Genomic DNA, 14874 nt, shown 5'->3' on the forward strand with positions numbered 1-14874 from the left:
CCCGCCCAAGCATAGCGGCCTAGCTGCGCGGCAGCGCATGAAAGGCCTTTTTCTGCCGAGCGGTCCACAACACGTCGAACCGATAGCCCTGTTCACCCTGACTTTCGGCTTCCACAACGCCCTCTTCGAACAGCCAGGCCCGCGCGCGACCCGCAGAATAGGGCAGTTCCACCACCGAGGAAAACCGTGGCGGCGAAAGATGGCTGGTCACTGCCTCCAGGAATTCATCCAGCCCGGCCCCGGTCAGGGCCGAAAGGGCGACAACGTCCTCTCGCCGGGACGCTGCGGCGCGCAGCTCGTCCTGACGCTCGGCCGGCAGCAGGTCGATCTTGTTCCAGATCTCGATCATCGGGGTGTTCTGATCTACCCCCAGATCGGACAGGATCGCGGCCACGTCAGCGGCCTGTTCCTCGGTTCCCGCATGGGCCACGTCGCGCACATGCAGGACCAGATCGGCATCCAGAACCTCTTCCAGCGTGGCACGGAAGGCGGCCACAAGCTGAGTCGGCAGGTCCGAGATGAAGCCAACGGTGTCCGACAGGATGATCTCGGTGCCGTCGGGCAGTTCCACGGCGCGCATCGTCGGGTCAAGCGTGGCGAACAGCATGTCCTTGGCCAGCACCTCCGCCCCGGTCAACCGGTTGAACAGGGTGGATTTTCCCGCGTTGGTATAGCCAACAAGCGCGACCACCGGATACGGCACCTTCTTGCGCGATGCCCGGTGCAGGGCGCGGGTTTTCACCACTTTTCCAAGCTGCCGCTTGATCCGGGTCACCGCCTCGTCAATGGCACGACGGTCGGCCTCGATCTGGGTTTCACCGGGGCCGCCGACAAAGCCAAGCCCGCCACGCTGGCGTTCAAGGTGGGTCCAGGCCCGGACCAGCCGGGTCCGCTGATAGGACAGCGCCGCCAGTTCGACCTGCAAGACGCCTTCCCTCGTGCGGGCGCGATCCGCGAAGATTTCAAGGATCAGCCCGGTCCGGTCCAGCAGCTTGACCCCCCATTCCTTTTCAAGGTTTCTCTGCTGAACAGGGGTCACATGACCGTCGACCAAGACAAGCTCGGCCTCGGATGCGTGGATCTTCTCCTTCAGTTCGGCGATCTTGCCGGTTCCGAACAGAAGACCCGGCTGAGCCTTGGGAAGGCGCACGACCTCGGCATCGACGACGTCCAGATCCGGCAAGGCGGCGGCAAGGGCCACGGCCTCTTGCAGCGCGGGCCCTGCGTCACGGCGGTCGCGGTCCGACTTGATATCGGGATGCAGGACAATGGCGCGGGTCGGGCCGGACTTGCCGGTCCCGTGCAGGTCAGGTGCGCTCACTCTTCCCCGTCATAGAGATTGATGGGCTGCGCCGGCATCACCGTGGAAATCGCGTGCTTGTAGACAAGCTGCGATTGCCCGTCGCGGCGCAACAGGACGCAAAAATTGTCAAACCAGGTGATAACGCCCTGCAACTTGACGCCATTGATCAAGAAAACCGTTACCGGAACCTTGGTCTTGCGAACATGGTTCAGGAACGCATCCTGCAGATTCTGCTTGCTTTCGGCCATCGGGAACCTTGCCTTATTCTTTGTTACCGTCCCTTATTGCGGAACGCGCTGAAATCCTGTTCCTGAGTATGTGCATGTTTTTCGCGGATTTCCACCCCGATTCCCGCAACTTGGCCTTGGAATGCTGCAAAGGCAGCAATTCGGCCTAGATTCGCCAGAAACCGGGATTGAAAAGGGCGATCAAGGCCAGCGTTTCTAGCCGTCCGAGGATCATCGCCCCCATCAGCACCATTTTCGCCGGATCGCTGAGGGCCGCATAGATGATCGGCTGCTCTCCGCCGAACGCCGCCAGCGGGCCGGTTGTGGACAGTGCGGCGGCGGCCAGCACGAAGGAGTCCTCGAAATCGAGCCCGGTCATCGACAGGGCCAGCATGATCGCGGCGGTCGACAGGATGAACAGCATGAAGAACACCCAGGCGATATAGGCGCCCTCGCGCCGGATGCGCCGCCCCATGCGCCCGCCCGCGGCCACCGAGTGGGGATGGGTCAGCTTGCCCAATTCCCGCGCGCCATGCTTGTAAAGCGCATAGACCCGGATCAGCTTGATGCCGCCCGCCGTGGTCGCGGCCCCGCCCCCCATCAGCGCCAGCCCGACCAGCAGAAGCCCCGGCGTCGGCAGACCGGACCAGCCCCGCGCTTCGGCCCAGTAGTCGGACACGAACCCGGTCGTGGTCACGAAAGAGGTGATGGTAAACAAGCTCCCCCACAGGGCTGTCAGCGCCGAGCGTCCCTCGACCCCGGCCTCGATCTCCAACGCGCCGATCCAGTGGCGCAGGAAGAACAGCCCGGTCAGGGCAATCACCACATAGGCGGCCAGACGCAATTCCCGGTCGTGAAACAGCATGCGCGGGGTTTCGGGGGTGACGCGATCGGCGAAACTGTGCCGGGTCAGCGCGAAGAGGAAGAAAAAGAAGATCACCAGTTCCGACAGAAAGCCGCCGGGTTGGGCATTCAGAGAACCCTCGGGCGAAATGCCGGAGGTGGACATCACCGCCATGGCATGGGCCAGCGCCGTCAGATCGCTTTCCCCCGCCAGCACCTGCAGCAACCACAGCAGCGATGTCAGCCCGGCATAGGTCGGGGCCAGAAACAGCACCGCCCGCCGCAGGCGGACCGCCGGCGCGGCGGCCTGCATCTGCGCGCCGCTGGACACGACCTGCCGCCCCTGCGATTCCGAGGACACCTCGAAGCCGCCAAGGTTCAGCGGCGCCATCACCGCCATCGCGGTGACCCAGACCAGCAGCCCGCCAAGCCAGCCCACAAGCGCCCGCCACAGATGTTCCCCATCCCCGAGCCGGGCCGGATCGAACAACGTCGCGCCGGTGGTGGTCAGGCAGGACAGCATCTCGAAATAGGCGTTGAAATACCGCGTATTTCCAATGGCATCTGCCAGTGGAACCGCAAGAATCGCAGGCAGGAACAGATAGGCCAGGGCCAGCCCCGCCAAGTGACTTCGCGCAGTTGTCACCGGCTTCAGCCCTTGCGTGGCGAAGCCCAGAACCACGGTCAGGATGAAAAACAGCAGCGCCGAGTAGAAGAAGCTGCGCCCGGTGCGAAAGTCTTCCTCGATCATCGCGACAGCGGCGGGCACCAGCATGGCCAGGGCGCAGATCCCGACCAGCAGGACCAGCAGCGGCATTCTGGAAAGATACGCGCCCATGGCTCAGAAGAAATCGACCGAGACGCGCAGCAGGGCCTCGACCGCGGGCACATCCTTGGACAGCGCGAAGATCGCCACCGTGTCGCCCTCCTCGATCCGGGTGGACCCGGTCGGGCGGATCACCTTGTCGCGTTTGCGCACCGCGCCGATCAGCGCACCTTCCGGGATGTCGATATCGCGCAGCTCGCGGCCTGCAATGGGCGAGGTGGACAGAACCTGTGCCTCGATTACCTCGGCCTCGGCATCGCCGATGGAATAGACCCCACGCACCCGGCCCTGCCGGATGTGCCGCAGTATGGAACTGACGGTGGTGGCGCGCGGGTTCACATAGGCGTCGATCCCGAGCGCATCCATCATCTGCACCATGGTCGGGTCGTTGACCAGTGCAATCGCCATACCCGCCCCCGCCGCCTTGGCGCGAACAGAGGCCAGCAGGTTCGTCTTGTCATCGTCCGAGACGCACAGCACCGCATCGGCCCGTTCCACCCCGGCCTCGCGCAGGATCTCGATATCCAGCCCGTCGCCATGCAGCACGATGGTCCGGCTCAGCGCATCGGCGGCACGTTCGGCCTGTTCCCGGCTTTTCTCGATCACGCGGGCGCGGATACGGGTGGAGGATTTCTCCAGCTCCTGCGCCACCGCAAGGCCGACATTACCGCCCCCGATGATCACCACCCGTTCCTGCCGGTGCACGGGCTTGCCGAAAATCTCGAGCGTGCGGGCGGCGTCATTGTCATGGGTGAAGACGTAGATCTCGTCGCCCGCGAACAGCTGGTCGCCCGGATCGGGCGCAAACAGCGTCCCGCCGCGGCGCACGCCAACAACGATCGCACGCAGGGTGGAGAAGAGTTCGGACAGTTGCTTCAGCGGCGTGTTCACGACCGGGCAATCGTCATCCAGCCGGATGCCCATCAACAGCGCTTCGCCGCCAAGGAAATATTCCGTGTCGAAGGTCGAGGGCGACGCCAGCCTGCGCAGCGCCGCCTTGGCGACCTCTCGTTCGGGGCTGATCACCACGTCAACGGGCAGATGTTCACGCCGGTAAAGATCGGAATAAACCGCCGTTAGATAGCTTTGCGCGCGCAGACGGGCGATCTTGCGCGGCACGGCAAAGATCGAATGGGCCACCTGGCAGGTGACCATGTTGACCTCGTCAGAGAAGGTGGCGGCGATGATCATATCCGCGTCCCGCGCACCCGCCTTGTCCAGCACATCGGGGTAAGAGGCAAAGCCGGTGATCCCCTGCACATCGAGCGTATCGGTCGCGCGGCGCACCAGTTCGGGATTGTTGTCCACCACGGTGACGTCGTTGTTTTCGCCGGAAAGGTGACGCGCAATCTGCCAGCCCACCTGACCTGCCCCGCAAATGATGATCTTCATCGGCCCTTGCCCGTCCTCGTCTGACCGCGCTGCGGCCGGGCCTTCTGCATGGCAGAGACAGGCGCAGCCGTCAATTGTCAGACCCGGCCAGACCCTCTGGCGCGGGCGGGGATTCCGGTTATGATCCGCCCATTGATTTCAAAGACCTGAGGCCGCCATGATCCGCCCCGCTGCATTTGCCCTGACTTTCCTGACCCTCGCCGCCTGCAACGTGACCGAGTATTATGCCGAAGGCCGTTCAGTGGCCGATCGCGACCGCGATATCGCCCTGTGCGAAGCTGAGGCGGTAAGCGCCTATCCCCCCAGCATCGTCACGCTCTACACGCCCCGCATATTCCACCCCGGTCAAACGACCTGCGATGCCGCCGGAAACTGTGTGACCAGCGCGGGTTACTGGGAAGGCGGCGACCCCTATTCCGAAGATGTGAACGAGGATCTGCGCCGGCGCGCCATTGCCGGCTGCATGGGCGGACGCGGCTATGCGCGGGTCAGCCTGCCGGTGTGTTCCTCGGACCAGCCCGTGCGCGCCTCGACCATCATGGCGCCCTTGACCGATGACACCTGCGTCGTGCGCAGCGGTGGCGCGTCGATGATCGTGAACCCCTGAGGGATCACTCCTCGACGTCGCCAACCTGCGCCACCCTGGCCCCGGCGCGGTTCGTGGTCACCACGCCAAGCGATTTCAGCTTGCGGTGAAGCGCGCTGCGCTCCATGCCGACGAAATTCGCGGTGCGGCTGATATTGCCGCCAAAGCGGTTGATCTGGGCCATCAGGTAGTGCCGTTCGAAAAGCTCCCGCGCCTCGCGCAGGGGCAGCGTGGTCAGGCCGGGCGACAGGGCAATCTGTTCGTCCTCGCTGGCAACAGCCCCCTGCCCCGGCAGGTCGCGCGCCTCGATCGGGCCGGTGCCGTCGCCCAGGATCAGCACCCGTTCGATCATGTTGCGCAATTCCCGGATGTTGCCGGGCCAGCGCATGGTTTGCAGCATCGCCTCGGCATCCTGCCCGAGATCGCGCAGCGGTAGGCCCTGTTCGCGGTTGAAGCGCTCGATGAAATGGCGGGCCAGATCGGGAATGTCCTCGCGCCTCTCTTCTAGGCTCGGCACGTCAATCGGCACCACGTTGAGCCGGTGATAGAGCTCTTCCCGGAAATTCCCGGCCGCGATCTCGACCTTCAGGTCGCGGGTGGTGGAGGAGATCACCCGCAGATCGACCCGCACCTTCGAGGTGCCGCCGACGCGGGTAAAGCTCTGATCCACCAGCACGCGCAGGATCTTGGACTGGGTGCCAAGCGGCATATCGGCGATCTCGTCGAAGAAGATCACCCCGCCATGGGCCTGCTCCAGCAGCCCCTGTTCCACCCCGCGTTCCGGGCTTTCGCGGCCGAACAGAACCTCTTCCATATGCTCCGGCGATACCGAGGCGGAACTGACCGTCACGAAAGGGGCATTGGCCCGGTCGGATTGCGCGTGGATGTAGCGGGCAGAGACCTCCTTGCCCGACCCCGGCCCGCCGGTCAGCATCACGCGACCGTTTGACTTGGTGACCTTGTCGAGCTGCGATTTCAGCGTCTTGAAGGCCGCGCCCGCCCCGATCATCTCATCCGAGCGGCCATCCTGACGGCGGAGCGCCGAGTTTTCGCGGCGCAGGCGGCTGACTTCCATCGCGCGGCGGATCACCACCAGAAGCTGGTCGATGTTGAAGGGTTTCTCGATGAAGTCGAAGGCACCCTGTTTGATCGCGGCCACCGCGATTTCAATGTTCCCATGGCCCGAGATGATCACCACCGGCACATCCGGGTTGTCGCGCTTGACGTGCGACAGGATGTCGATCCCGTCCATGTTGCTGTCCTTGAGCCAGATATCGAGGATCATCATCCCCGGCGGCTCCTTGTTCAGCTCGGCCATGCATTCGTCGGAGTTTGACGCCATGCGAGTCGAAAAGCCTTCGTCCTGCAGGATGTCACAGATCAGCTCTCGGATATCGCGCTCGTCGTCGACAACCAGAATATCACTCATGTCGCGTCTCCTTCACTCTCGGGCAGGCGTGGCAGGATGATCCGTGCCATCGCACCCGGATGCGCGCCGTCCTGAAACGGTTCCGCATCCAGCAGGTCCAGCGACCCGCCATGTTCCTCGATGATTTTCTTGACGATCGGCAGGCCAAGGCCGGTGCCCTTTTCCCGTGTCGTTACGTAAGGTTCAAACAGCCGCGCCCGGTCGGGCGGCAGGCCGATCCCGTTGTCGCTGATGGTGATCTCGACCGTTTCCGGCTGCAAGGTCATCACCACGCGAATTTCCGGCTCATGCCCCTCTGGCGCTCCTTTTTCCTGCAAGGATTCAATGGCTTCCCCGCCATTTTTGATCAGGTTGGTCAGCGCCTGCCCGATCATGGTGGCATCCAGATCGGCCAGAACCGGCCCCTCGGGAATGTCCGCAGCGAAGCGGGTGCCGGGCTGGCCCGCCTTTTGCAGCAGAACCGCATCGGACAACAGCCGCGACATGTCCTCCGGCTGGCGTTCGGGTTCCGGCATCCGCGCGAATTTGGAGAATTCATCGACGATCCGGCGCAGGTCGTTGGTCTGGCGCACGATCACATCGGTCAATTGCCCCAACTGCTCCGCATCGGCCTCGTCCAGCAGCTTGCTGAACTTGCGCCGCACCCGTTCGGCGCTCAGCTGGATGGGGGTCAGCGGGTTTTTGATCTCATGCGCGATGCGGCGGGCCACGTCGCCCCAGGCCGCCATCCGCTGCGCGCTGACAAGGTCAGTCACATCGTCGAAGGCCACGACGTAGCCTTCCAGATCGCCGGTCTCATCCATCCGCACCGACATGCGCACCAGCAGGCTTTCCGCCTTGCCCCGGCGTGTGACCTTGATTTCCTCCTGCACCACCGGCGCGGCCCGGTCGCGCAGCCTTGCAAACAAGGCCTCGTATTCCGGGACAGCCACGGCAAGGCTGATCCCGAGATCGCGCTGTTCCACGAGATCCAGCAGACGAATGGCGGACCGGTTCATGAAATCGACCCGGCCATCGGCGTCCAGCCCGATCACCCCCGAAGTCACCGAGGACAGCACGGAGTCGAACTGGCGGCGACGCTCCTCGGTCTGGTCGTGCTGTTCGATCAGCGCTTCGCGCTGCCCTTTCAACTGCCGGGTCATCTGGTTGAACAGGCGTCCCAGCATGGCAATCTCATCATCGCCCGGCTCTTCCAGAACCCGCACATCCAGATCGCCCACACCGACCCGCTGCGCGGCCCCCGCCAGCCGCCCGACCGGGCGGGCCAGCCGTTCGGCAAACCAAAGCCCCAGCCAGATCGCGGCAAGGATCAGGATGACGGCAAAACCCAGGTAGATCAGGCCGAACTGGAACAGGAACTGCCCCCGCTCGCTTTCCAACTGGCGATACAGGCCCACGGTCGCCTGCGTTTCATCCAGCAGCGCGATGATCTGACCGTCCACCTCTCGGCTGACATAGAGATAGCGGTCGGCAAAGGCGGTCAGGCGTACAAGGGCCCGGAATTCATTGGTTGTCCGGTCCTCGATCAGGATGACATCGCCTTCCGCTGCGGCGGTCAGATCCTCGTCGGATGGGCGTTCATAATCGAACAGATAGCTGCGTTCGCCCCGCGCACGGATCTCGCCGCCGCCGTCGATGACGAAGGCCTCCCTCAACCCGCGCTGAATCGCCACCTGCCCCTGGCTGAGCACCTGGCGCAGGTCGCCATCGGCCAGAAACGGAGTGGCGCGGCGATTGAGATTCAGGAAGGCGGCAAGCGCGATCGCGTCTTCGGTCAGGTCGTCACGATGTTCTTCCTGATAGGCATGGGCGGCGTCCACCGAATGGCCGAGCGCATTGCGGACGCGGTCGGAAAACCAGCCCTCCAGCCCCATATTCACGGTGATCGTCGCAAAAATCGCCACCGCCACCGTGGGCAACAGGGCCAGCAGCACGAAGACGCCCGTGAGCCGCAAGTGCAGCCGCGACCCCGCCGATTGCGCGCGGCGCGCGGCAATCATCTTGGCCACGCGATAGAGCACCAGCGCCGCCACAACCAGCGTGTAGACAAGGTCCGCCAGCAGCACCAGGCGCAACGACGGAGAGGCAACCGCCTGCCCAAGCGGCCCCATGACAAGGAAGGTCGCAACCGCCAGAACCGGGCCGAGCAGAACCAGCGCGAATGTGCCGATGGTGCGCAGACGGCGCTGCTGACGCAGAGCCAGCAACCGCATCAGTGGGGAATCCGCATCACTCTGCGCAGGGGTGCTCACCCGGAAAAGCCTCTTATGTTGGGCAGACGATCCGCCCGACCGCAAAATCTGGTAGCACAATTCCCGCCGTTACATGCAGGCAACGCTACTGTTGCGGTTTTACATCAACTTCCGGCGGCGAGTCACGCGAATATCAAGGTCGGTGATCTTCTTACGCAACGTATTGCGGTTGATGCCAAGCAGATCGGCGCATTTCGCCTGATTTCCGCCGGTGGCATCCAGCGCGATCTCAATGAGTGGCATTTCCACTTCCCGCAGGATACGCGTGTAAAGCCCCGGCGGCGGCAGCACGCCCCCATGCAGGTCGAAATAGCGCTTGAGATGCTTGGCGACCGAGGCCGAGAGCTTCTCTCCGTCGCCCGATCCGATCAGCGGCTCGATTTCGGGCTGGTTACCCAGAACCGCCTCGACCTCGGGCTTGCCGATCACCTCGACGGGGCTGGTCACGCTCAATCGACGAACCGTGTTTTCCAACTGGCGCACATTGCCCGGCCAGCTATAGGCGCGGATCATTTCCATCGCGCCGGGCGACATCCGGCGGACGGGCAGACCGTCGCGTTCAGAGCGGGCAAGGAAATGCTCGGCCAGCAGCGGGATGTCATCCACCCGTTCGCGCAGCGCCGGCACCGAGAGGGTGACACCGGACAGGCGGTAGAACAGGTCCTGCCGGAAGGCGCCTGCCTCCATCCGCTCGGTCAGATCCTTCTGGCTGGTGGCCATGATACGCGGCGCGCCATCGCCGAACCCATCCAGCATCCGCACGATCTTGCCTTGTGCCGCATCGTCGAAATCCCCGATCTCATCGAACAGGAGCGACCCGTCCCGCACCCGTGCCAGCACCTGCTGCGGACCGTCCGGGGCATCCAGATCAGAGGCGGTCACGGTCACGAACGGCAGGGTGCGCCGGTCGGAAAAGTCATGGATCGCGCGGGCAATCAGGCTTTTGCCCGTCCCGCTTTCGCCCGTGACCAGCACCGGCAGATCGGCATTCATCACCCGCGCCACCAGACGGTAAAGCGCCTGCATCGCCGCCGTCCGCCCCACAAGCGGCAGGTCTTCCTGCGGGGCCTCGCTGCTGGACACATTCGGCGCGCGGGTCGCGGGCGCGCGGCGTTTCTGTTCCAGCGCGCGGGCCGACCGCTTCATCAGGTCGGGCAGGTCGAAGGGCTTGGGCAGGTAGTCATAGGCATCCGCCTCGGTCGCCTGAATGGCCGTCATGATCGTATTCTGGGCCGAGATCACGATGACCGGCAGGCCGGGGCGTTTTTCGCTGATCTTTGGCAGCATTTCCAACCCGTTCCCGTCGGGCATCATCACGTCCGAGATCACCAGATCGCCCTTGCCCTCATCCACCCATCTCATCAGCGTCACCAGCGACGAGGTGGCATGAACCTTGCAGCCCGCGCGCGTCAGGGCCTGGGTCAGAACGGTGCGGATCGTGCGGTCATCATCGGCGACAAGTACGGTGCCATCCATTTGGGTCGTCCTTAGCGGTCAGTCGATTTGGCCGGTCGCGACGGTGCGACCGGCAGGGAAATGCGGAACACGGTGCGGCCCGGCACGGACTCCACCGCGATCCAGCCGTCGTGATCGGCGATGATCTTGGACACCAGCGCCAGCCCCAGCCCGGTGCCGTTTTCACGCCCCGACACGAAAGGGTCGAAGATATGGGCGGCAATCTCCGGCTTGATGCCGGGGCCGTCGTCGCTGATCTCCACATGCAGGGGCACCGCGCCTCGGGTGCCATCGGACCGGCGCACGCGCAGCCCTGGTTCGTAAAAGCTGCGCAAACGGATGGTGCCGCCCTGCTGGCCCGCCTCGGCAGCGTTCTTCAGAAGGTTCAGGAACACCTGCTGCAACTGGTCGGGATCGGCCATGGTCAGGGGCAGCGACGGGTCATAGTCATCCTCGATCCGCATATGGGCGGCGAACCCCACGGCGGCGGACTTCCGGGCGCGGTCCAGAATATCGTGGATATTCGCGGGTTTGACGGCAGGCGGGCGGACATTGCCGAACTCCTCCACCTGGTCGAGCAGCTTCACGATGCGCCGGGTTTCGGCAACGATCAGGTCGGTCAGTTCCAGATCCTCGCCCGTGACCGACATGGAAATAAGCTGCGCCGCGCCCGTAATGCCTGCCAGCGGGTTCTTGATCTCATGGGCCAGCATCTCGGCCATGCCAATGGCGGATTTCGCCGCAGATTTGGAGGTCAGCGCCCGGTGCAGCTTGCCCGCCAGGGCCCGGCTTTCCAGCAGCACCAGCACATGATCGCCCTGTTCCGCCAGGGGCGCGATCTGCACGTCGCAGCTTTCGGGCTTGCGGCTGCCCGTGCCCACGTCGACCGCATTGACGAAGAGCGGCGCACGCCCCGAACGGACCCGCGCGAAAGCCTCTTCCAGCGGCGCATCGACAAAAATCTTGTCCCAGACCGGGTTGCCTTTCAGCGACCGGGAAGAGGCATTGAGGAACAGCTCCCCCGCCGGGTTCACATCGGCGATGCGGTCCTCGCCGTCGATGATCACCGCCGGAATCGGCAGCGCGGCCCAGAGCGTCGCGGTCAGGTCGATCATGCCGCCATCTCCTCGGTTTCCGTCAGCATCCGGGGGATCAACCGAACCACGCGGGCCGGGTCGCTGGCGGTCAGAACCTCGCGGCGCAGCGCTTTGCTGGTGCCCGCCTCATCCATGTACCAGCCCAGATGTTTCCGCGCGACGCGGGTGCCAAGGGACGCGCCATAGAAGGACAGCATCGCCTCGTAGTGACCGGAGATCATGTCGGCCAGCGCGCGACCCTCGGGGATGTCGGGTGCCTCGGCGTCAAAGAGATCATGGGCGATCTGCTGCAATTGCCAAGGCCGTCCCTGCGCGCCGCGCCCGACCATGACGCCATCGGCCCCGGACAGGCGCAGGGCATCCGCCGCCGTGGCGCTGTCGATGATGTCGCCATTGGCGATGACGGGGATCGACACGGCCTCTGTCACGGCGCGGATCGCGGCCCAATCGGCAGCGCCCTTGTAGAACTGGCAGCGGGTGCGCCCGTGGATGGTGATCATACGGATGCCCGCCGCCTCGGCCCGCCGTGCCAGATCGGGCGCGTTCAGCAGGTCGTCATCCCAGCCCAATCGCGTTTTCAGCGTCACGGGCACCGAAACCGCGCCCACCACCGCCTCGATCAGCGTCAGCGCATGGTCGAGGTCTTTCATCAGCGCCGAGCCGGAATAGCCGTTCACGACCTTCTTGGCGGGACAGCCCATGTTGATGTCGATGATCCGCGCGCCCTGCCCTTCAGCCAAACGCGCCGCCTCGGCCATCCAATGCGCCTCGCGTCCTGCCAATTGCACGGCGGTGTTATCCAGCCCGAAGCCAAGCTCTGCCCGCGCGCGGACACTGGCCTTGGCCTCGACCATTTCCTGGCTGGCCACCATCTCCGACACCACAAGACCCGCGCCGAAGCCCGACACCAGGTTGCGGAACGGCAGATCGGTGATTCCGGCCAAGGGGGCCAGAAAGACCGGGGGATCGAGGGGCTTTTCTGCCAGCAAAATGGCCAATTGCTTAATCCTTGAGCAGTCACCCCTCGATGTAGGGGGTTTCCCCGGTGGTTGCAAAAGTTTCGCGGCGGAAAACAGGGGTCACGCAAGCATTGCCCATTTTTTAGGCGCTTGAGGCGGGAAATTCAGCGACATTGTGCCAGCCGCGCTTTCGCCCTATCAGAACGCCATGACCAAACGCGCCTCGATCCCCCAAGCCCCCCGCGTCGCCGCGCTTGTCGTCGCGGCAGGCCGTGGTCTGCGGGCTGGTGGCGATATTCCCAAGCAATATCAACCGCTCAAGGGCAAGGCCGTTCTGACGCGAACCCTCAAGGCTTTGGCTGCGCATCCGGTGATCCGGGATCTTGTCGTCGTCCACCACCAAGACGACTCGGGCCTGCTGGCCGCAGCGCTGGCGCCGCTTGATCAATCGGTCATCACCACGGTCGGCGGAGCGACGCGCGATGCCTCGGTCCGTGCGGGATTGTCTGCTGTGCCGGACGGGGTGGACTACGTGCTGATCCATGACGCCGCCCGGCCCCTGGTCAGTCCCGAGGTGATCGGCGGGGTGATCGAAGCACTCGCCACCCATCCCGGCGCGGCGCCCGGCCTGCCGGTGGTCGATGCGCTGTGGCAGGGCGACGGCACCGTTCAGGCGATCCGCGTCCGCGACGGGCTTTTCCGGGCGCAGACCCCGCAAGGCTTTCACCTCGCCGCGATCCGCGCCGCCCATGCCGCCCATCCCGGCGGGGCTGCCGATGACGTGGAGGTCGCGCTCGCCCATGGGCTGGACATTGCCATCACGCCGGGCGACGAAGACAATCTGAAACTGACAAGGCCCGAAGATTTCGCCCGGGCCGAGCGGCTGCTGGAGGCCCGAGCCATGATCGACATTCGCACCGGCAACGGGTTCGACGTGCACCGGTTCGGCCCCGGCGATCATGTCTGGCTTTGTGGTGTGAAAATCCCCCATGGGCGCGGGCTTCAGGGCCATTCCGACGCGGATGTGGGGCTGCACACGGTCACGGATGCGATTTACGGCGCGCTGGCCGAGGGCGATATCGGCACCCATTTCCCGCCCTCCGACCCCCAGTGGAAGGGCGCCGAAAGCCACATCTTCCTGACCCATGCCGTTGATCTGGCATCGGAAAAGGGCTTTGTGATCAGCAATGCCGACCTGACCTTCCTGTGCGAACGGCCCAAGATCGGACCCCATGCCGCCGCCATGCGCGCCCGTCTGGCAGAGCTTTTGGGCATCGACCCGACGCGCGTTTCCGTGAAGGCGACCACGACCGAACGGCTCGGCTTCACCGGGCGCGAAGAGGGCATCGCCGCCATGGCCACTGTCACATTGGTGAAATCATGAACCGTCTTATCGCCACCGTCTTCTATGTGGGCCTGCTGCGCCCCGCCCCCGGCACCTGGGGCAGCCTTGCCGCCATCCCGCTGGCCTATCTGCTGCACCAGCTTGGCGGCTTTGTCGCCCTTGCAGCGGGCACGCTGATCGTGGCCGCTGCAGGTTGGTGGGCCACGAATGAAGTGACGCGGGACAGTGCCGACAAGGACCCGTCAGAGATCGTGATCGACGAGGTTCTAGGCATGTTCCTGGCGCTCTGGCCGGTCTCCTATGGCGCGATGATGGCGGGGGCGGATTTCTTTGCGCTCTGGCCCGGTGTTCTGACGGCCTTCCTGGCCTTCCGGCTGTTCGACATCTGGAAGCCCGGGCCCGTGGGCCTTGCCGACCGGCGCGGCGATGCGCTTGGGGTGATGCTGGACGATGCCATCGCCGGGGGACTGGCGATGATGGTTGTCGCGGTGCTGGCGGTTCTGGCGCATCTGCCGGGGCGGATGTGATGCTTGCCCAGACCCTGCTGGAGGAGGCCCGCGCGGGCCATCACGTTATCGCCACGGCGGAAAGCTGCACCGGCGGGCTGGTGGCGGGCGCGATCACCAGCGTGGCGGGGTCATCCGACATTTTCGACCGGGCCTTCGTGACCTATACCAACCGCGCCAAAGTGCAGATGCTGGGTGTCAGCCCCGACACGTTGAGAGAACATGGTGCCGTGTCAGAACACGTGGCGCAGGAAATGGTGGCCGGGGCTTTTGCAAACTCACAAGCCACAATCGCCGTCTCCATCACCGGCATCGCAGGCCCCGGAGGGTCCGAGCACAAGCCAGAGGGCCGCGTCTGCTTCGGCCTGGCCTGGGAAAACGGGCTGCGCACCGAAACCGTCGAGTTTGGCGCGCTTGGCCGCGATCAGGTCCGCGCGGCGGCGGTGGAACATGCTCTGGGAATGATCCTGACAAGCATCAGACAGGATGCGCATGACACTGAGGCAAACCGCCGTGGGAACGCCCAAGATTTACGCAGTTTCTGAATTGCCCCCTGTTTGATCGCTTCAAACGCCCCTTGCCTCTTTATTTATCTGCCCGCCTTCCGCTTTTCGGCACTCAACCGCTGAAAAAACAAGCATGCGAAGGGACAGA

The 14874-nt window shown here is 64.5% G+C and carries 13 protein-coding genes; 4 read left to right on the plus strand and 9 right to left on the minus strand.

What is annotated here, in order from left to right; genetic code table 11:
• Positions 1-19 precede the first annotated feature (19 nt).
• The 4 genes from hflX to trkA form a co-directional block, all read right to left on the minus strand.
• Positions 20-1321, minus strand: coding sequence for a GTPase HflX (hflX, locus tag RBB16_RS00555; RefSeq protein ID WP_306044255.1), 1302 nt, complete (start codon positions 1319-1321; stop codon positions 20-22).
• Positions 1318-1551, minus strand: a complete 234-nt coding sequence (hfq, locus tag RBB16_RS00560; protein WP_071689997.1) for an RNA chaperone Hfq — start codon at positions 1549-1551, stop codon at positions 1318-1320. The genes hflX and hfq overlap by 4 nt, the downstream gene beginning before the upstream one ends.
• Before the next feature lie 145 nt (positions 1552-1696).
• Complete coding sequence (locus tag RBB16_RS00565) at positions 1697-3190, minus strand: TrkH family potassium uptake protein (protein ID WP_306044256.1); 1494 nt, start codon at positions 3188-3190, stop codon at positions 1697-1699.
• Between the two features lie 24 nt (positions 3191-3214).
• Complete coding sequence (gene trkA, locus RBB16_RS00570) at positions 3215-4591, minus strand: Trk system potassium transporter TrkA (protein WP_306044257.1); 1377 nt, start codon at positions 4589-4591, stop codon at positions 3215-3217.
• A gap of 157 nt (positions 4592-4748) precedes the next feature.
• Between trkA and RBB16_RS00575 the strand changes: the two genes are divergently transcribed.
• Positions 4749-5198, plus strand: coding sequence for a hypothetical protein (locus tag RBB16_RS00575; protein WP_306044258.1), 450 nt, complete (start codon positions 4749-4751; stop codon positions 5196-5198).
• A gap of 4 nt (positions 5199-5202) precedes the next feature.
• On the opposite strand, the gene RBB16_RS00580 is transcribed toward RBB16_RS00575, so the two are convergent.
• The 5 genes from RBB16_RS00580 to dusB all read right to left on the minus strand — a co-directional run bounded on the left by RBB16_RS00580 (position 5203) and on the right by dusB (position 12408).
• Positions 5203-6606 (minus strand): sigma-54 dependent transcriptional regulator, encoded by a 1404-nt coding sequence (locus RBB16_RS00580; RefSeq protein WP_306044259.1) that lies wholly within the window; start codon positions 6604-6606, stop codon positions 5203-5205.
• The gene (locus RBB16_RS00585) at positions 6603-8819 is read right to left on the minus strand and encodes a PAS domain-containing sensor histidine kinase (RefSeq protein ID WP_306044260.1); all 2217 of its coding nucleotides are present in this window, start codon (positions 8817-8819) and stop codon (positions 6603-6605) included. Before RBB16_RS00585 ends, RBB16_RS00580 begins: the two co-directional genes overlap by 4 nt.
• A gap of 138 nt (positions 8820-8957) precedes the next feature.
• Complete coding sequence (locus RBB16_RS00590) at positions 8958-10334, minus strand: response regulator (protein ID WP_306044261.1); 1377 nt, start codon at positions 10332-10334, stop codon at positions 8958-8960.
• Between the two features lie 11 nt (positions 10335-10345).
• On the minus strand, positions 10346-11428 hold the full coding sequence (locus RBB16_RS00595) for a nitrogen regulation protein NR(II) (RefSeq protein ID WP_306044262.1): 1083 nt from the start codon (positions 11426-11428) through the stop codon (positions 10346-10348).
• A complete protein-coding gene (gene dusB, locus RBB16_RS00600) occupies positions 11425-12408 on the minus strand; it encodes a tRNA dihydrouridine synthase DusB (protein WP_306044263.1) in 984 nt (327 codons plus the stop codon). Before dusB ends, RBB16_RS00595 begins: the two co-directional genes overlap by 4 nt.
• A gap of 169 nt (positions 12409-12577) precedes the next feature.
• On the opposite strand from dusB, the gene RBB16_RS00605 reads away from it, so the two are divergent.
• From RBB16_RS00605 to RBB16_RS00615, 3 genes are read left to right on the plus strand one after another with little or no spacing between them, the layout of a single operon-like run.
• Positions 12578-13753, plus strand: coding sequence for a bifunctional 2-C-methyl-D-erythritol 4-phosphate cytidylyltransferase/2-C-methyl-D-erythritol 2,4-cyclodiphosphate synthase (locus RBB16_RS00605; RefSeq protein ID WP_306044264.1), 1176 nt, complete (start codon positions 12578-12580; stop codon positions 13751-13753).
• Entirely contained in the window at positions 13750-14241 is a 492-nt protein-coding gene (locus RBB16_RS00610) for a phosphatidylglycerophosphatase A (RefSeq protein WP_306044265.1), read from the plus strand. The genes RBB16_RS00605 and RBB16_RS00610 overlap by 4 nt, the downstream gene beginning before the upstream one ends.
• A complete protein-coding gene (locus RBB16_RS00615; RefSeq protein WP_306044266.1) occupies positions 14241-14765 on the plus strand; it encodes a CinA family protein in 525 nt (174 codons plus the stop codon). The genes RBB16_RS00610 and RBB16_RS00615 overlap by 1 nt, the downstream gene beginning before the upstream one ends.
• Positions 14766-14874: the final 109 nt, after the last annotated feature.

Origin of the sequence: Nioella sp. MMSF_3534 (assembly GCF_030732985.1) — a bacterium.
Lineage (GTDB): Bacteria > Pseudomonadota > Alphaproteobacteria > Rhodobacterales > Rhodobacteraceae > Nioella.

Excerpts from the sequence above, each read along its gene's own strand:
- RBB16_RS00590 (WP_306044261.1), bottom strand. The coding sequence starts at position 10,334 with ATGGATGGCACCGTACTTGTCGCCGATGATGACCGCACGATCCGCACC.
- RBB16_RS00610 (WP_306044265.1), top strand. The coding sequence starts at position 13,750 with ATGAACCGTCTTATCGCCACCGTCTTCTATGTGGGCCTGCTGCGCCCC.
- RBB16_RS00605 (WP_306044264.1), top strand. The coding sequence starts at position 12,578 with ATGACCAAACGCGCCTCGATCCCCCAAGCCCCCCGCGTCGCCGCGCTT.
- RBB16_RS00575 (WP_306044258.1), top strand. The coding sequence starts at position 4,749 with ATGATCCGCCCCGCTGCATTTGCCCTGACTTTCCTGACCCTCGCCGCC.
- RBB16_RS00580 (WP_306044259.1), bottom strand. The coding sequence starts at position 6,606 with ATGAGTGATATTCTGGTTGTCGACGACGAGCGCGATATCCGAGAGCTG.
- hfq (WP_071689997.1), bottom strand. The coding sequence starts at position 1,551 with ATGGCCGAAAGCAAGCAGAATCTGCAGGATGCGTTCCTGAACCATGTT.
- RBB16_RS00585 (WP_306044260.1), bottom strand. The coding sequence starts at position 8,819 with ATGCGGTTGCTGGCTCTGCGTCAGCAGCGCCGTCTGCGCACCATCGGC.
- RBB16_RS00595 (WP_306044262.1), bottom strand. The coding sequence starts at position 11,428 with ATGATCGACCTGACCGCGACGCTCTGGGCCGCGCTGCCGATTCCGGCG.
- RBB16_RS00615 (WP_306044266.1), top strand. The coding sequence starts at position 14,241 with ATGCTTGCCCAGACCCTGCTGGAGGAGGCCCGCGCGGGCCATCACGTT.
- trkA (WP_306044257.1), bottom strand. The coding sequence starts at position 4,591 with ATGAAGATCATCATTTGCGGGGCAGGTCAGGTGGGCTGGCAGATTGCG.
- RBB16_RS00565 (WP_306044256.1), bottom strand. The coding sequence starts at position 3,190 with ATGCCGCTGCTGGTCCTGCTGGTCGGGATCTGCGCCCTGGCCATGCTG.